Annotated in this window: 10 protein-coding genes; 5 read left to right on the top strand and 5 right to left on the bottom strand. The window is 58.2% G+C overall.

Annotation, left to right across the window (positions count from 1 at the left end; all coding sequences use genetic code 11):
• A complete protein-coding gene (locus KIN_RS06010; protein WP_159805013.1) occupies positions 1-3,381 on the bottom strand; it encodes a YhdP family protein in 3,381 nt (1,126 codons plus the stop codon).
• A gap of 123 nt (positions 3,382-3,504) precedes the next feature.
• Here KIN_RS06010 and bcp point away from each other — a divergent pair, with 123 nt between their 5' ends.
• From bcp to KIN_RS05990, 4 genes are all read left to right on the top strand, one after another.
• Complete coding sequence (gene bcp, locus KIN_RS06005; RefSeq protein WP_159805012.1) at positions 3,505-3,966, top strand: thioredoxin-dependent thiol peroxidase; 462 nt, start codon at positions 3,505-3,507, stop codon at positions 3,964-3,966.
• Between the two features lie 168 nt (positions 3,967-4,134).
• The gene (locus KIN_RS06000; RefSeq protein WP_159805011.1) at positions 4,135-5,481 is read left to right on the top strand and encodes a M23 family metallopeptidase; all 1,347 of its coding nucleotides are present in this window, start codon (positions 4,135-4,137) and stop codon (positions 5,479-5,481) included.
• Positions 5,471-5,974 (top strand): bactofilin family protein, encoded by a 504-nt coding sequence (locus KIN_RS05995; RefSeq protein ID WP_159805010.1) that lies wholly within the window; start codon positions 5,471-5,473, stop codon positions 5,972-5,974. The genes KIN_RS06000 and KIN_RS05995 overlap by 11 nt, the downstream gene beginning before the upstream one ends.
• Before the next feature lie 6 nt (positions 5,975-5,980).
• Positions 5,981-7,462 carry an MFS transporter gene (locus KIN_RS05990; RefSeq protein ID WP_279285222.1) on the top strand — a complete coding sequence of 494 codons (1,482 nt, stop codon included), beginning with the start codon at positions 5,981-5,983 and terminating at the stop codon, positions 7,460-7,462.
• Here KIN_RS05990 and prfB read toward each other — a convergent pair.
• The 3 genes from prfB to KIN_RS05975 all read right to left on the bottom strand — a co-directional run bounded on the left by prfB (position 7,459) and on the right by KIN_RS05975 (position 12,426).
• On the bottom strand, positions 7,459-8,583 hold the full coding sequence (gene prfB / locus KIN_RS05985; protein WP_159805009.1) for a peptide chain release factor 2: 1,125 nt from the start codon (positions 8,581-8,583) through the stop codon (positions 7,459-7,461). The two genes, KIN_RS05990 and prfB, sit on opposite strands and share 4 nt — an antisense overlap.
• Positions 8,584-8,673: 90 nt before the next feature.
• Positions 8,674-11,196: a penicillin-binding protein 1A gene (locus KIN_RS05980; protein ID WP_159805400.1), complete on the bottom strand. Its 2,523-nt coding sequence runs from the start codon at positions 11,194-11,196 to the stop codon at positions 8,674-8,676.
• A gap of 90 nt (positions 11,197-11,286) precedes the next feature.
• A complete protein-coding gene (locus KIN_RS05975; RefSeq protein WP_159805008.1) occupies positions 11,287-12,426 on the bottom strand; it encodes a pyridoxal phosphate-dependent aminotransferase in 1,140 nt (379 codons plus the stop codon).
• A gap of 92 nt (positions 12,427-12,518) precedes the next feature.
• Here KIN_RS05975 and KIN_RS05970 point away from each other — a divergent pair, with 92 nt between their 5' ends.
• The gene (locus KIN_RS05970) at positions 12,519-13,850 is read left to right on the top strand and encodes a M48 family metalloprotease (protein WP_159805007.1); all 1,332 of its coding nucleotides are present in this window, start codon (positions 12,519-12,521) and stop codon (positions 13,848-13,850) included.
• Between the two features lie 54 nt (positions 13,851-13,904).
• Here KIN_RS05970 and KIN_RS05965 read toward each other — a convergent pair whose 3' ends face one another.
• Positions 13,905-16,751 (bottom strand): Rne/Rng family ribonuclease, encoded by a 2,847-nt coding sequence (locus KIN_RS05965; protein ID WP_159805006.1) that lies wholly within the window; start codon positions 16,749-16,751, stop codon positions 13,905-13,907.
• Positions 16,752-16,804: the final 53 nt, after the last annotated feature.

The following is a 16,804-nucleotide window of genomic DNA, read 5'->3' as shown; positions in this document are numbered from 1 at the left end:
TCAGTTGCTAAGCTTGGGCGGTGGCTGCCGGAAAATCTCGCGAAAGATGCCCGGTGTAAACACCGATAATGGATTGACGCCGACCCGCGGGCTGTCCGCACCCCCTTTGAGGGTGTAGTTGAAGCCGAACAGCCCCTCTCCCTTTCGGGGTGAGAACATAGCACCGATGATTCCGTTCACCAGATAGATCGGGGAGATCACGCCGCGCATGTCCATGCGTCTGGTCTGCGTGTTGTAAATCCCATCCATTGAGATGCCCATCGACGGGCCAACCGCTGACGAACTGCGCAGCGTCACACCTTGGGGCGACAGTCTGAAATTCGCTTCAACATTTGAGAAAAGAATACCGTCACCGCTCAACTGCTCCAGCAAACCGACCACACTCAGGGCCGACAGCAAGTCTGCCAGCGCAGGTGCCTTCTTGATCCGCGTGTCTTCTATCTTGAGCGATCCGTCAAACTGTCCGGGCTTGCCGTTGGGCCTAAGCGTCAGTTCCATCGCGCCGCCGCGCGCATTGCGAATAATCCCGCTTGAGGCCAGCACCGCGCCCCCGTCAGCCGCGTTGATCCGCGCGGCGATCCCATTGGCGGTCGGGACCAGAATGCCCGCGACCTTGGCCTTTCCATTAACCTTGGCCGTAAAGTCGCCCTCTATGCCGCGGTCATTTTTGAACTTCCCCCGAAAGTCATCAAGGGCGATGGCGTCGGTGATGACCAGCCTGTCCAGCGCAAGATCCAGCGGTGGTCCGGCCCGGCGTGCGCCGCCTTGACCGCCAACACCGAAATTGCGGATATCAACGGTTCCGCCGCGCACACGAAGCTGCGCAGGCCGACCCCGCCCGCGACCGATGACCTCGACCCGCGAGTTCAGGCGTCCGGCAATGCGAAACGAATTGAAAACCGCACGGTCCAGCCCACCGCCCGGCGCCGGGATGACTTCGCCAACAGCATCTAGCCCGGCACCACTGATTGCGATCCGATCAACCTTCGGTGTGGCTCCGAGCGTCACGTCGGCCTCCAGCGATCCGGACTGCCTGACGGGCTTCGACCACCCAAGTGCGTCAATGGACAGACCGACGCCTTCAAGCGTGGAGGTCAGCTTCAGCTGGGGGGGCTTGTCTTTTTCCAGTACGACACGGATCTGTCCTGTCCCCTGCCCCGTCACGGACCCGGGCGGCAGGTCAATCTGGAGCGCAGACAAGGTTTGCGGCGAGATTTCAACCGTTCCTTCAACGACGGATGTGTTCAAGCTGTCCGGGCCGCGGGACCAGACCGCATTGATGGGAACCCCATTCAACGTCCCCGCGCCGCCAATTTCCAACTCTTTGGGCCGCGCGGTCAGCGTCAACGCATCAGAGCGTATGGTTCGACCCGGGATCAACTTGTCAGACGAGACGGCGCCCAGATCAGCGGTCACTTCATAGGTGATGTCCCCCGGTTCCTGTTTCTTCAGCGGGATGCGCAGCTTGGCCTGTGCCGAAACTGTGCCTGTCGCAACATCTTGCGGCAAGCCTGCCTTCGACAGGATTCTCAGCGGCTCTTCATCGAGAACTGAAAGTGCCGCATCAGCGGAGCCGGTGATCTGTAAATCCACGTCCGCAATGGCGGGTTTAGAGCGCAGATTTGCGATTTGCATATGAGACGCGTCCAGATCCAGAAGCTCGCCATTGGCCGCGCGCACTTGTCCATCGTGCACCTTGAGATCAAAAACTGTTCCAAGGATGGAAATGTAACCCGTCGCATTCTCGATGGGCGGCATGGTTTTCACATAGCGAACCGTTGCGTCGTTGAAATCGAGCGTCACCGCTGACGCAGCCCTTTGTCCTGGCTGGAACCGCAATGCGGCTGCTGCGCCCGTGATGTCACCGGTCAGGATATTTTCGGTCAACCACTTCCGGGTGCGCGGCGCTGCTGTTTTGGGCCAGAGGCGCACAAGTTCTTCGGCTGTCATCTGATCTACAGTCGCATCAAGCCCGCCAACCCAACCTTCGGCGCCTGCAGAAATTTCACCGCGTGCGACGATCCGCGTATCGCTCTGCTCCAAAACCAGTTGACCGATTTCCAACCCGAAATTGGTCGGATTGTACCGCACATCCACCACGCCAGTGTCAAAGCGAACCGGCGCTTCGAAAATACCTGCAGGGTCAAGACGGATGTTGTCCAGACGCAATTGGGTAAGCAACGTCTGCGGCAGCCCAGCCTCGAAATCCTTGAGATCGGCATGGCCCGCACCACTGACGCGAAGCGACGGCGCATCAAGGGTGATCTGATCAAGCTGAAGACGCTTGTCCTCATCCTTGTAGCGAACGTAGACCTGCGCGGCATTGAGCGGCAGCGGCTTCGCTTCCCCGCCGGGGCGCACCTGCCCCGCCCCGATGTCGAGTGTTCCGGCCAGGTCGTCGATCAACCCGTCCGCATTCACCTCTGTCGTCAACGCGCCAGACACAGGCGCGTCCAGCGCGCCCAACCAAGACAATGCCGCGACTTGCCCAGCAATGGCGATCGTCGGTACCTGCTCAAACCGCGTTTTGAAACTGACGGCATTCCGTCCCTTGATCTTGCTCACACCAAAGACAAGCGAGGTGCGGTCTTCCTCCTCAGGATCTTGCAACGCGACTTGCGTTATCTCTTCGTCAGCAACACTGACACCGAAACGAATGTTTGCGGCAATCTCTGTTTCCGTATTTGTCAGGTCAAACGCGCCGTTCTCCACGACAATCTGCTGTCCAGTTCGACCATCCCGAAGATCCAGCGTCAGCCCCTCGGCACTAATGGTCTCAAGCTCCCGCAAAAGCGGACCTTCGAAGAGCACATCAATGCCTTCGATGATCTGTGAAATGGATCGCCCAGCGGTCGACGCGCCTTTGAGGCCATCGGCAAAAGCCAGTTCCAAGCGGCCATTTTCGTCTCGCGACAAGTTCAGCTTGGCCTCACTCAAATCAAGCGTCTCCAGTGCAATGCGGCCTTGCAGCAGTTCAGTCGTGTCGAACCGGGTCCTGAGCTTTGACAATTCGAGCAACGTGGTCCCGTCGATGTCACGAACCGCCACGCCGGTCATATCCACTGTTGGCCGGTAGCCACGATCGCGAAATCCGACGGCGACGCTCTCCAAACTCACGCTGTCCTCGCCGAGCTGTGCAGCCAGTTGCCGTTCAATATCAGTGACCGCCCAAGATGGAAGCGGATAGCTGCGCCCGCTGATCGCCACCGCCACCAAGACAAGCAGAACGACGGTAAAGCCAAAGATCCCGGCCCAAAGTGCCTTCGCCAAGTGCAGCGCGCCACGCCGTTTGCGCCCCCTTACGCGCGCGGGTTTGGCAGGCGGCACATCCTCACGCACGCCCGGCTCTTTGACCTCTGATTTCTGGTCCGGTTCGGCCATCGATCCCCTGACTTCATCTGCCGACAAACTGTCGGCCCGGCGGCGCGTTAAGCGCTGCCTTTAACTCTACTTAGACCGCACTAGGCTTCTTCACACAATTCACGTCTTCAAAGGAACGAACACATGATCGACATTGGCGATACGGCGCCCGATTTCTCACTGCCGCGGGATGGCGGCGATACGATATCTTTGTCCTCGATAAGACCCGGCAAAGCAGTCGTTTACTTCTATCCCAAAGATGACACATCGGGCTGCACCAAGGAGGCAATAGCCTTTACGGATCACCTGGAGGCGTTCAAAGCGGCTGGCGTAACGATCATCGGAATTTCGAAAGACAGTGTGAAAAAGCACGATAAATTCCGGGACAAACACAACCTAGGGGTCATCCTCGCGTCCGACGAAGAAGATGATGTGTGTGAGCGCTACGGCGTCTGGAAAGAAAAGAGCATGTATGGCAAGACATACATGGGTATCGAACGGTCAACCTTTCTGATCGACGGTGAAGGCAAGGTTCTCAAGGCTTGGCACAAGGTGCGGGTGCCCGGTCATGTCGAAGACGTATTGGAGGCGGCGCAAAACGCGTAGTCTTTCAAAATAGGCAGATTCCCGCCGAAACAAGCAGAAACTGGCGTAGCCGCTACGTCAGTTTTTCAAAGTCATTGCAGTGCCTTGCGATGCTGTTTAGCACAAATTAACGCGTCAAGGTTAATGGGGGCTCGACGCGCTGGGGACATATGACAGCGAGGCACTGTTTTGCGGACACGGGTATTGGACTATTTCAACGCGACTTTGGCGAAAACGTTCCCTGAACAACGCCTCTTCCTGAAATCTGATGCTGGCACGCGTTTCATTCGCCTGAAACCAAGTGGGATCGCTGCAGGCCTTGGCGGTGCCGCATTGGTCATGAGCTGGACCATTGGCGTTACTGCCATCTTCCTCATGGACACGATCGGCAGCGGCAACCAACGGGAGCAATCGCAGCGGGAACGCGCGATCTACGAAGACCGCCTCAATGCATTGAGCCGCGAACGGGACGAGCGTGCAGCCGAAGCCGTTGCTGCACAGGAACGGTTCAATATCGCACTGTCCCAAGTCTCGAAGATGCAGTCGGCTCTGCTTGCATCTGAGGACGGACGCGCTGAACTCGAAAAAGGCATCGAGGTCATTCAGAACACATTGCGCAAGACGATGCAGGAACGCGACGGGGCCCGCCGCCAGCAATCCGAACTGTTGGCAGAACTTGAAAATTCCGAAGCTGAGATCGGCCCAACCGTTGCGCGTGCCAAGGCGATGGACGGATCGGTCGAGTTCCTTGCCAATGCGTTGGAAGAAACCGCAGCCGAACGCGACGAGATGGAAGCCTTTGCCGCAGAAGAGAAAGCAGCGGCAGACGATCTGCGCCTGACCCTTGAAATCAACGAGGATCGCAACGAGCAGATCTTCAGCCGTCTAGAAGAAGCCGTCACAGTCTCACTGGAGCCACTGGACAAAATGTTCCGAGCTGCGGGGATGCCCACGGACCGTATCCTTGAAGAGGTGCGCCGTGGTTATTCCGGTCAGGGTGGACCGCTTCTGCCGGTTACGATGTCGACAAGTGGCGGGCAGGCTAGGGTCGATCCAACAAGCGAACGCGCCAACGACCTGCTAAAGGAGTTGGACCGCATCAATCTTTTCAGGATCGCGGCGGACAAAATGCCCGTCGCCATGCCGGTGAAATCCGCGTTCCGGTTCACAAGCCCCTTTGGCTACCGCAATGATCCTAAAGGCGCAGGCCGCCGGATGCATGCTGGTGTCGATTTCGCTGGTGCGCGCGGAACACCCATTTATGCAGCCGCAGACGGTGAAGTAATTTTCGCAGGGTGGCAATCCGGTTACGGTAAATTGGTCAAAATTCGCCACGCTTTTGGAGTTGAGACAAGATACGCGCACAATTCGGCAATTCGTGTCAAAGTCGGCCAAAGGGTCTCGCGCGGAGACCGGATCGGTGATATGGGAGCGACTGGCCGGGTAACTGGCACCCATCTTCACTACGAGGTTCGGGTGAACGGCAATCCCGTCAACCCAATGACCTACATCAAGGCAGGACGCGATGTTTTCTAAAAGCAAGATCAACGATCCCGACGCAAAAACAGGCGGTGACGCCGACAAGGGCGGTAAGTCCAGCGCAGGATCTTCAACACCATCCAAGAACGATTTCGCCAGTTCGGCACCTAAGCCAAAATCTCCCCCCTCTCAGCTGTCAGCTGATCTGACGATTACGGGCAACTTGAAAACTGCCGGCGATATTCAGATTGAAGGCACAGTTGAAGGTGATGTTCGGGCGCATCTTCTGACCGTTGGCGAAACCGCCGTGGTCAAGGGTGAGATCATTGCAGATGATGTGGTCGTCAACGGCCGGATCGTTGGTTGTGTACGCGGACTTAAGGTTCGCCTTACCTCGACCGCCCGTGTGGAGGGTGATATCATACATAAAACGATTGCTATTGAGTCAGGCGCTCATTTCGAGGGTTCGGTTCAACGGCAGGATGATCCGCTGAATTCGGGAAAGGCCGGTTCGGCGCCGACCCATAAACCGGAACCAGCAAAAAGCTAATATTACATGAGAGCTATTTCGGTCCCGCCACACTCAGTTTCGGCGGGACCATCCAATTTATGCGCGCCTGAGGCGCGCAAATTTATTCTTGCTGCCGCTATTTTAGCATCCTCGCTTGGGTTTATTGATGGCTCGATGGTGGCGATAGCGCTTCCGGCCATGCGTGCCTCACTCGATGGCTCTTTGGTTCAGGCCCAGTGGATCTCCAATGCTTATATGCTCGGCCTCTCTGCCCTTATCCTTGTTGGGGGTGCGGCCGGGGATCGCTTCGGGCTGGCGCGCGTTTTTTCCTACGGCATCATGCTGTTCGTTATCGCGTCTATTGCATGCGCATTGGCGCCAACCGCCGAAATACTCATCGTCGCGCGGGGCATCCAAGGCGTTGGTGCCGCATTCATGGTCCCTGGCTCGCTGGCCCTGATAAGCCGAGCCTACCCAAAGGCCGAGCGAGGGCGCGCCATTGGTATCTGGGCGTCCGCAGCGGCGGTGACTTCTGCCCTTGGGCCCATCATTGGCGGGCTTGCAATGACGAGCGGCGGCCCGGAAACGTGGCGCTGGATCTTTGGCATCAACCTACCCCTTGGTGCGATTGCCCTCTACCTTTTGTGGACCCGCGTGGCGCGTGATCAGGCGCAATCGCAGCGCGGGATCGACGTTGCTGGCGGCTTGCTTGCCACAATCGGATTGGGACTGTTCGCCCTTGCTTTGACGGGGGCCGAGCACGGCCAGGCGGTCGACGGACAAGCATTGACGCTTGGTCTGATCGCAATAGCCGCATGTGCGCTATTTCTGCTGGTCGAGGCGCGCAGCGCTCATCCGATGATGCCACTAGGGCTTTTCCGAAACTCAGGGTTTTCGGCTGCAAACGGGGTCAGCTTCCTCATCTACTTTGCCTTCTCTGCCATTCTGTTTTACCTGCCCATGACCGTGATCGGCGGGTGGGGTGTGACAGAGATAGAAACCGCTGCCGCCTTCGCCCCATTATCCGTTTTCATAGCTGCGCTGTCCGGAGCAGCCGGTCGGTGGGCCGACAAATTTGGACCGGGACCACTTCTGGCCGGTGGCTCACTTGTCCTTTCGATCGGCTACGGGGCACTTGCGCTTGTCATTCCATCGCAGAATTTCTGGGGCGCGGTAATGCCCGCTATGTGTTTTCAGGGCATCGGTATGGGGCTTGTGGTGGCCCCGCTTTCGACGGCAATCATGGGTGCGGTTGAAAGTGAGGCAACAGGGATCGCCTCCGGCATCAACAATGCGGTGACGCGTATGGCGGGTCTGATCGCGGTCGCCGCTATGGGCAGTGTTGTTGCAATCACTTACACGGCAGCCAATGGACCAGACAGCTTCGGGGCCATGGTCGCTGATCCCGCGCATGCGATAGCGACAAACGCTGCCTTCAGCCAAGTGGCTTGGATTGCTTGCGTTCTTTGCATCCTGTCGGCGATCGCATCGGCACTTTGGGTGCCAAGAAGATCAAGATCGGCCTAGTCTGCCTGTGCCTCAGCCCGGCTCTTGCCGGACACATCCATGGCAAGCGTGGCCCCCATGAACCCGTCAAGATCACCGTCTAGTACGCCTTTGGTGTCCGAGGTTTCGTGGTTCGTCCTCAGGTCTTTCACCATCTGATAGGGTTGCAGAACATAGGACCTGATCTGGTTCCCCCACCCTGCATCGCCCTTGTTATCATGAGCTTCACTAATCGCCGCGTTTCGCTTGTCCAGTTCCATTTGATAGAGCCGGGACTTCAAGGCCTTCATCGCGATATCGCGGTTCTGGTGCTGTGACTTCTCTGAACTCGTCACCACAATGCCTGTCGGTGCGTGGGTAATCCGAACGGCGGAATCCGTAGTGTTAACGTGCTGTCCACCCGCCCCGGAGGATCGGTAGGTATCGATCCGGATATCCGCCGGATTCACCTCGATTTCGATATTATCGTCTACCACTGGATAGACCCAGACAGAGCAGAAGGAGGTGTGCCGTTTTGCAGCGGAATCAAAAGGCGATATCCGCACCAGACGATGAACGCCCGACTCCGATTTCAACCAACCGTAAGCATTATGACCGCTGATCTTATAGGCTGCCGATTTGATGCCAGCCTCTTCCCCGGGGCTCTCTGACTGAAGCTCGACCTTGTATCCGTGCTTCTCAGCCCAGCGGACGTACATCCGGGCCAGCATCGACGCCCAGTCACAGCTTTCCGTGCCGCCCGCGCCCGAGTTGATCTCAAGGAAGGTGTCGTTGGCATCCGCTTCGCCGTCCAACAACGCCTCAAGTTCCTTCTGCGCCGCCTTCTCGACAAGTGCTTTCAAGGCCGCTTCTGCCTCGTCCACCACATCCGTGTCATCTTCCATTTCGCCAAGCTCGATCAATTCGACATTGTCGTCGAGCTCTTGCTTCATGGAAGTGTAGTTTTCCATCGCGTCCACGAGCGATTGGCGGTCGCGCATGAGCTTCTGGGCCTTTTCGGGATCGTTCCAAAGGTCCGGATCTTCGACCCGGGCATTAAACTCCTCCAAGCGATGCGGCGCCGTTTCCCAATCCATGCGCTGACGCAAGAGCGCCAAGGATTTTTCAATAGCGTCAACTGCGTTTTGAGCCTCTGCCCGCATCGGTATGCCGTCCTGTTTCGGAGTGTTTTTCCATAGATACGGGTGCACCCAATCGGGCGCAAGCCACGCATCGCACGATACATATGGATGCTAGTAGAGCCCGCCCGCGCTGAGCGTTCCAAAATTGGAATTCTTCGGCACGTAGGCGCGTCTTCCCGTCGAGGTCGTGACCTCTTTCACGGACGTCAAATCGCTTTCGCCGCGTGAGAAGAGGTTGAGATTCGATCCCATCGCGAACCCCCCGTCCAGAATTGCCCCAAGCCCATAGGCAGGCTCTTCGCCTTCGCGGAAGTATTCGGACACTACGTGGTCGCCGGATGCCTCATAGGGCAGAACCGCGCCAGTATGGCGGTCGATTTTTACGAAATAGCCGCCGGGTGGCACGCGGAACTCACCGCCACCGTACTTCGCCGTGGCTTTTTTCATGAAGCGATCGAAGACGGGGCCACACATTCCTCCGCCACCAGCCTTCTCCCCGAGGGAGCGGGGGCGGTCATAGCCAATATAGCAACCCGCAACGATGTTGGAGGTAAAGCCCACGAACCAGACATCCTTTGCCTCGTTCGTCGTCCCCGTTTTGCCAGCCGTTGGCACAGAAAGATTAACCGTACGCGCCGCAGTGCCCCGCTCCACGACGCCCTTCATCATAGACGTCAGCTGATAGGCTGTGATCGCGTCCATCACACGTTCCCTGTTCACGACGATGGTCGGCGACAGGTTCGGATCAAGCGATGCTGTGCGACAGTCTTCACAGGTCCTTTGGTCATGACGATAAATCGTGCGCCCCCAGCGGTCCTGAACCCGGTCTACGAGGGTCGGCTCCACGCGCTCGCCGCCATTGGCAAACATCGCGTAGGCGGCCACCATCTTGAAGAGTGTCGTCTCCTGGGCGCCAAGCGCGTTGGACAGGAACGGCGTCATCCGATCGTAGACACCGAAGCGCTCGGCATACTGAGCGACGGTGTCCATACCGATCTCTTGCGCAAGACGGATCGTCATCAGGTTCCGCGACCGTACGATACCAGTGCGCACAGGAGCCGGGCCATAGAATTTATTGGACGAGTTTTTCGGGCGCCACAGCCCTTGCGGCGTATTCACCTCAATCGGGGCGTCGACGATTACTGTGTTTGGGGAAAACCCACTGTCCAGCGCTGCGGCGTAAACAAACGGTTTGAATGAAGACCCCGGCTGACGGTCGGCCTGTGTCGCACGATTAAAGACGGAGGATTGGTACGAGAACCCGCCTTGCATCGCAAGAACACGGCCGGTGTTCACGTCCATTGCCATAAACCCGCCCTGAACTTCCGGCACCTGACGCAAAGACCACCCGCCCTCATCGGTGCTGGCCACATGGATCAGGTCACCGACGTTCAGAACATTGTCCGCGTTGGCTTCTTTGCTTCCGAGCTTGCCGTCCGATTGTCGGGGACGTGCCCAAGCGACATCGCTGCCCGGCAGAATTTGGACGCCGTCGACATCTTCCACACCGATCCGCGCATCGTCGCCTTCAAAACCAAGCACAACCGCAACATTCCACCCGGCGATGTCCCGCGGGAAGACCGTGTTGTCCAGTACCTCGCGCCACGTGTCGTCGCTGAGTTTTTCCGCATCGACCGTTGTTCTAACGCGGTGGAAAACACCCCGACCCCGGTCGTAGCTTTCAAGCGCCTCGCGCAGGCTGTCGGCAGCCGCCTCTTGCAGTTCAGGGTCAACGGTTGCTCGGATCGCAAGACCGCCGCCGAAGAATTCATCCTGACCAAAATCGCGTGACAACTGGCGGCGGATCTCATCTGTGAAATAATCTCTGTCCGGCACCTGACCTTTGAATGGCTCATAGTGACCGCTTTGCACGGTCTGCAATTCGGCCTGCCGAGCGCGCTGGTATTCTTCGTTTTCGATGTAGCCGTTCTCGTACATCTCGCGCAGCACGAAATTCCTGCGATCTATGGCCCGTTCCATGTGACGGACGGGATGATAGTTCGACGGCGCCTTTGGGAGGACAGCGAGGTAAGCCGCTTCTTCGACAGTCAGATCGGCCAAGGTCTTGTTGAAATAAGTCTGCGCAGCAGCCGCGACACCGTAGCTGTTCTGCCCCAAGAAAATCTCGTTGAGGTAAAGCTCAAGAATCTTTTCTTTGCTAAGCGTCGTCTCGATACGTGATGCAAGGATCAGCTCCTTGATCTTCCGCTCGGCAGACCGGTCGCCGGACAGAAGGAAGTTCTTCATGACCTGCTGCGTGATTGTCGATGCACCGCGCACGCGACCCCCTTGGGCCGCATCGATGCCGGCCTTCAGAATGCCGACGGGGTCATAGCCCTTGTGCGTGTAGAAGTTCTTGTCTTCGGCAGAAATGAAGGCCTGCTTGACCAGATCGGGAATGTCATCGGCAGGCGCGAACAAGCGGCGTTCCTGAGCGAATTCGTCGATCAGATCACCTTGTCCGGAATAGATCCGGCTGATCGTCGGCGGAGAGTATTGCGCAAGCTGGTCAGTGTTCGGAAGATCTCGCCCGTACATGATGAAAATCGCACCGATTAGCACAGCCACACCAAACACACCGATACACAGCGTGCTGAAGATCGACCCGAAGAGAGAGAGTATAGGACGCAGGATCATTTTATATCTCTTTACAGCTCAAGGTCGTTATATGGCCACCGGGCTCTCACGTCAAAAGGGCTGACGCGTCATAGGGCCGCTGTGTGATCACTTTTTGCGGCTTTCCATGAAGGCCGTCAGTCGCTTCAACCCTTCGCGAATGTCGTCAGTTCCGCGCGCATAGGAAAAGCGCATGGTCTGATGCCCGCGTATAGGGTCGAAATCCAGCCCAGGTGTCACCGCAACACCCGCTTTTTCCAGAATTTCAGCGGCGAAGGCGCGGCTGTCATCGGTGAGTGCTGCCACATCGGCATAGATGTAGAAGGCCCCATCCGGCGGTGCGATCTGATCAAAGCCTGCCTTCGGCAACTCTTCGAGCATCAGACGGCGATTTTCCGCATAAACTTTGCGCAGGGATTCTGTTTCATCTCGCGCAGTCAACGCACCAAGACCTGCGACCTGAGCTGCATGGGGGGCACAGATAAACATGTTTTGCGCAAGTCGTTCGATGCGTCGTACGTGATCGGGGGGCACAACCATCCAGCCAAGGCGCCATCCCGTCATGGAAAAATACTTTGAGAAAGAATTGATGACATAAACGTCATCGGTCAATTCCAAGGCCGAGACCGCGCGCGCCTCGTAGTGTACACCGTGGTAAATCTCATCCGAGATAAAGGCGGTCCCTTGGGCGTGACAGATGTCTATCAACTGGCCCAGATCCTCGCGCGACAGCATCGTCCCCGTTGGGTTTGCTGGCGATGCCACAATTAATCCATCCAGGTTTTCTGAAGATATATCAGGGACATGACGCGCATCTGCGTGGGTCGGAATACCAATCGGATCAAGGCTCAATGCATGGAGGATCTGGCGATAGGACGGATATCCCGGCTCCGTCACGCCAACGCGTTCGCCAGCATCAAACAGCGCGGTGAACGCCAGAAGAAAGGCCGAGGAGGATCCGGCCGTCACAACGACACGCCCGGGATCAAGGTCAACATCGTACCAATCCTGATAAAGCGTCGCGATGCCCTCACGCAACTCCGGCAGACCAAGGGCAACCGTATAGCCAAGTGCGCCATCCGCCATTGCGCGGCTCAGTGCATCGCGGGCGGCCTGCGGCGCGGGGGTGCCAGGCTGCCCCACTTCCATGTGGATAATACTCCGCCCGCCCGCCTCCGCCCTACGGGCGGCCTCCATCACGTCCATCACGATGAAGGGATCGACCGCACCACGGGTTGAACTTCGCATGACTTCCTCGCAAAACTTGTGCCAAGACCTTGCTTGAACCAGTCCGCGTCCGCTGCGTCAACGGCAGGCGCCCGACCCCCGGGGCACCCTTGATGCTGAAACGGCTTACGCTCTCTCTTTTCCTGATGCTCTTTTGCGCAGTGCCCGCCTATGCGGCGTCGCTGATCCGTGATGCGGAGATTGAATACGCGCTGCGCAAGATCGCGCAACCTATCCTTCAGGCTGCTGGAATGGGATCGAACCGAATCCGTATCCTGGTAATCAATGATCCGTCGCTCAATGCATTTGTCGCCGACAGCAGGCATGTCTTCGTGCATTCCGGTCTAATCATGAAATTGAGCCGTCCTGAGGCCCTGCAGGCAGTGCTGGCCCACGAATTTGCCCATATCGCAAACGGTCACCTGACGTTACGGGCGAGCAATCTGAGAGCGGCGAGCACGCAAGGCGCAATTGGTCTTGCGCTCGCGGCCGCAGCGGCCTTGGCTGGCGAAGGTCAGGCGGCCGGTGGACTTGCTGCAGGCACAGCAAGCACGGCGCAGCGGGTATTCTTTTCCCACACCCGTGCAGAGGAGGCCTCAGCGGATCAGTCGGCGCTCAGGTATATGGCACGCGCAGGTCTAGATCCGGATGCCATGTCCGATGTTCTGAACCTTTTTCGAGGGCAGGAAGCACTGCGGCCCGGACGGCAGGATCCGTATGCTCTAACTCATCCGCTCAGCCGTGATCGGTTACGGGCTGTGAAAGGCTTTGCGGCAAGCCAGGGAAGCGCCGGGGGCGAAGCAAGCGCCGAGACAGTTTACTGGTTCAACCGAATGGACGCGAAACTGAAAGGTTTTCTGCGCAATGCCAATTATGTGCTGCGCCGCAAGGAATCGAAAGGTAACTCCGAGACCGCGATCCTGCGGCGCGCAATTGCCTATCACAGAACGCCGAAGCCCAAAAAGGCGTTGTCGGAACTGGAGCGCCTTTTGGCAATGCGGCCTAGGGATCCATTTTACCATGAGTTACGGGGACAGGTATTGCTGGAAAGCGGGAACGTCGGTGCAGCCGTCCAGTCCTATCGCAACGCTTTGGCCCTCGCTCCGAATGAAGCGCTGATCATGCGCGGGCTGGGCCGTGCATACCTAGCCGCAGACAGCGCGGATGCAAACCGCGCGGCCCTATCAACGTTGGAAAAAGCCCGAACCCGCGACTCCGGCGACCCGGGCATGTTGCGCGACCTTGCCGTGGCGCACGCACGGGTCGGCCAAAACGGGTTGGCATCGGTCGCGACCGCAGAGCGCTACGCCATCATCGGTCGCTACAAGGACGCCGAGCTTCATGCCAAGCGGGCGTCCGGTGCCCTGCCCCGTGGGTCGTCGGGTTGGTTGAGGGCACAAGATGTTCTGATCGCCGCCAAGTCCGCAAAAACCAGACGGCGCTGAATACGCAAACGCCGGGCAATTTGCCCGGCGTTTCTATTTAAGAGATAGACAAGATCAGCCTCGCCCGAGGGACCACCATCCGCGCCGTTTCGGCTTTCCAGCCTCTTCGGGCGCTGCAGGTTCCGCCCCGACAGCCTCGGGTTCCTTTGCGGGCGCTTCAGCCGCGGTTTCCTCGGCAGGCTCTTTGACCGCTTCCTTCTTCTTTCTAGGTGCGCGCTTAGGCTTTTCCGTTGGTTCGGCATCCGCTTCGGGCGCGTCTTCTTCAACTGCCTTCTTCGAGACGCGTGTCCGGCGGCGCTTGGGCTTTGGCGCGTCCTCAGCCTCTGGCGCGGCTTCTGTCACTTCGGCGGCCTCCGCAACCACGTCCACAGCGGCGTCTGCTTTCGGTTTGGCGCGTGACCGGCGTTTGCGGGGCGCTTTGGCAGGCGCGTCCTCGGCAGGCGTTTCTGGCACTACTTCCTGAGCATCGTCAGATTGAGCGTCAGCGGTTTGAGCGACCTCCGCCTGCTCTTCCGGTGCTACGTCTACATCGGCTTTTGGCTTCCGCGTCCGGGTACGCGATCTGCTGCGCTTGGGCTTCTCTGCTTCAGCATCCGTTGCTTCTGTCTCGGGCGCATCAGGTGCCTCTTGGGCAACTGCATCAGCGGGCTGCTCTGCGCTGCCCTCACCATCCGCATTTTGATTGGCGTCTGGGTTTCCTTCGCCATTTCTGGACCGTCCCCGCCCGCCACGACGGCGCCGACGCTTCCGCTTGCGCGGTTGGTCGTCAGCCTCGGCTTCCTCGGCTGGCGCTTCATCCTCGGCCACGTCCTCTTCAACCTCGTCCTCGAAGTCGGACATATCGATGCTATCCATCGACACGACCTCTGCACTAGGTACAGGCAGAATACGGGTGGCGGTCTTGAACTTCTCGATTTCGAAGTCAGGGCTGACCTTATGAGGGTCCGCCTCCAACCGGACGGACAAACCGTAGCGCTGTTCGATTTGCGCAATATGCTCGCGCTTCGAATTCATCAGGTAGTTGATGACAGCGACAGGTGCTTTAAGCAGCACTTCCTTGGACCGCTTGCGCGTGCCTTCTTCTTCCAACTGACGCAAAATGGTCAGGGCAAGACTGTCATCAGACCGGATAAGCCCTGTGCCATGGCAGGACGGGCAAGGCTGAGTGCTGGCTTCCAACATGCCGGGACGCAGACGTTGGCGCGACATTTCCAGCAGACCGAAGCCGGAAATGCGGCCCACCTGAATGCGGGCGCGGTCGGTTTTCAGCTTGTCCTTGAGGCGTTTTTCCACCGCGTTGTTGTTACGCCGCTCTTCCATGTCGATGAAATCGATCACGATAAGCCCGGCCAAGTCGCGCAGACGCATCTGGCGTGCAACTTCTTCCGCGGCCTCAAGGTTCGTGTTCAGTGCTGTCTGCTCAATAGAGCCTTCTTTTGTGGCCCGGCCCGAGTTCACGTCCACCGCCACGAGCGCCTCGGTAATTCCGATCACGATATAACCGCCGGACTTCAGTTGAACCGTCGGATTGAACATGCCGGACAGGTAGCTTTCGACCTGAAAGCGTGCGAACAGCGGCATAGGGTCAGCGTAGTGCTTCACCTTCTTGGCGTGGGACGGCATGATCATTTTCATGAAGTCTTTAGCAACGCGGTAGCCAGCTTCGCCCTCGATCAGCACCTCGTCGATCTCGCGATTGTAGAGATCCCGGATCGACCGCTTGACCAGATCGCCTTCCTCATAGATCGGCGCAGGCGCGATGGATTTCAGGGTCAGTTCGCGGACCTGTTCCCACTGGCGCTGGAGATATTCGTAATCACGCTTGATCTCCGATTTGGTGCGCCGTGCGCCAGCGGTGCGCACAATCAGCCCCGCTCCTTGCGGCACATCAATCTCGTTGGCGATTTCCTTGAGCTTCTTGCGGTCCGCCGCGTTGGTGATCTTGCGGGAAATCCCGCCGCCGCGCGCTGTGTTGGGCATCAGAACGCAATACCGTCCGGCCAGCGACAGATAGGTAGTGAGAGCCGCACCCTTGTTGCCACGCTCTTCTTTGACGACCTGAACCAGAAGGATCTGACGAACCTTGATGACTTCTTGTATCTTGTACCGCTTTGGACGCGGCTTCCGGGTCGTACGGATCTCCTCGCTGACGTCTTCCTGAGCAACGGACTCGATACCGCTGTCCTGCTCCGCCACATCATCGCGCGAGCCTTCTTCAGCCTCAGAGGTATCATCGTCAGACGTGTCATCGCTTGATGCATCATCATCGTCAGCAGGCTGGTTATTCTGTTCGGCGTCCTCTGAAGTCGCCTCGGACTCTGGCTTGTCTTCAGATGTCTCATCATCCGTCGCCGAGGGCGCTGACACAACAGCCGCGGCGCTGTCGGCGAAGGCTGCTTCGTTTTCGGCGCCTGTTACTTCCAGATCGACCACGTCCATTCCGGGGATCGCGTCGATGACAGCGGCCGTGCGCATCTTTGCGTCGGCGTCCTCTGCGGACAGTTCCTCGGTGACGACGGCGTCATCTGACTTGGTTTCAGCCGCCTTAGACCGCGACCTCGACCGACGGCGTGGTTTTTTCGGTTGTTCGTCTTCCTCATCCTGCTGCCGTGCATATTCAAGCTCTTCGGCGATCAGGGCTTCCCGATCCGCGACGGGAATCTGGTAGTAGTCCGGATGAATTTCGGAATAGGCCAGAAACCCGTGCCGGTTTCCGCCATAGTCCACAAACGCCGCCTGAAGCGACGGCTCAACCCGTGTTACTTTTGCGAGGTAGATGTTGCCAGCAAGCTGGCGTTTGTTCTCGGACTCAAAGTCGAACTCCTCAACCTTGTTTCCGTCTGCCACAACAACGCGGGTCTCTTCCGCGTGGGTGGCGTCGATAAGCATTTTCTTAGCCATGTAATCCGTTTGCACCGGGCACGCTTCATGACCCCAGGGGGGCCAATCGATCG

This window comes from Litoreibacter roseus (genome assembly GCF_009811795.1).
Taxonomy (GTDB): Bacteria; Pseudomonadota; Alphaproteobacteria; order Rhodobacterales; family Rhodobacteraceae; genus Litoreibacter; species Litoreibacter roseus.
The sequence above is the reverse complement of the archived record's forward strand: the minus strand, read 5'-3'. Positions and strand labels throughout refer to the sequence as shown.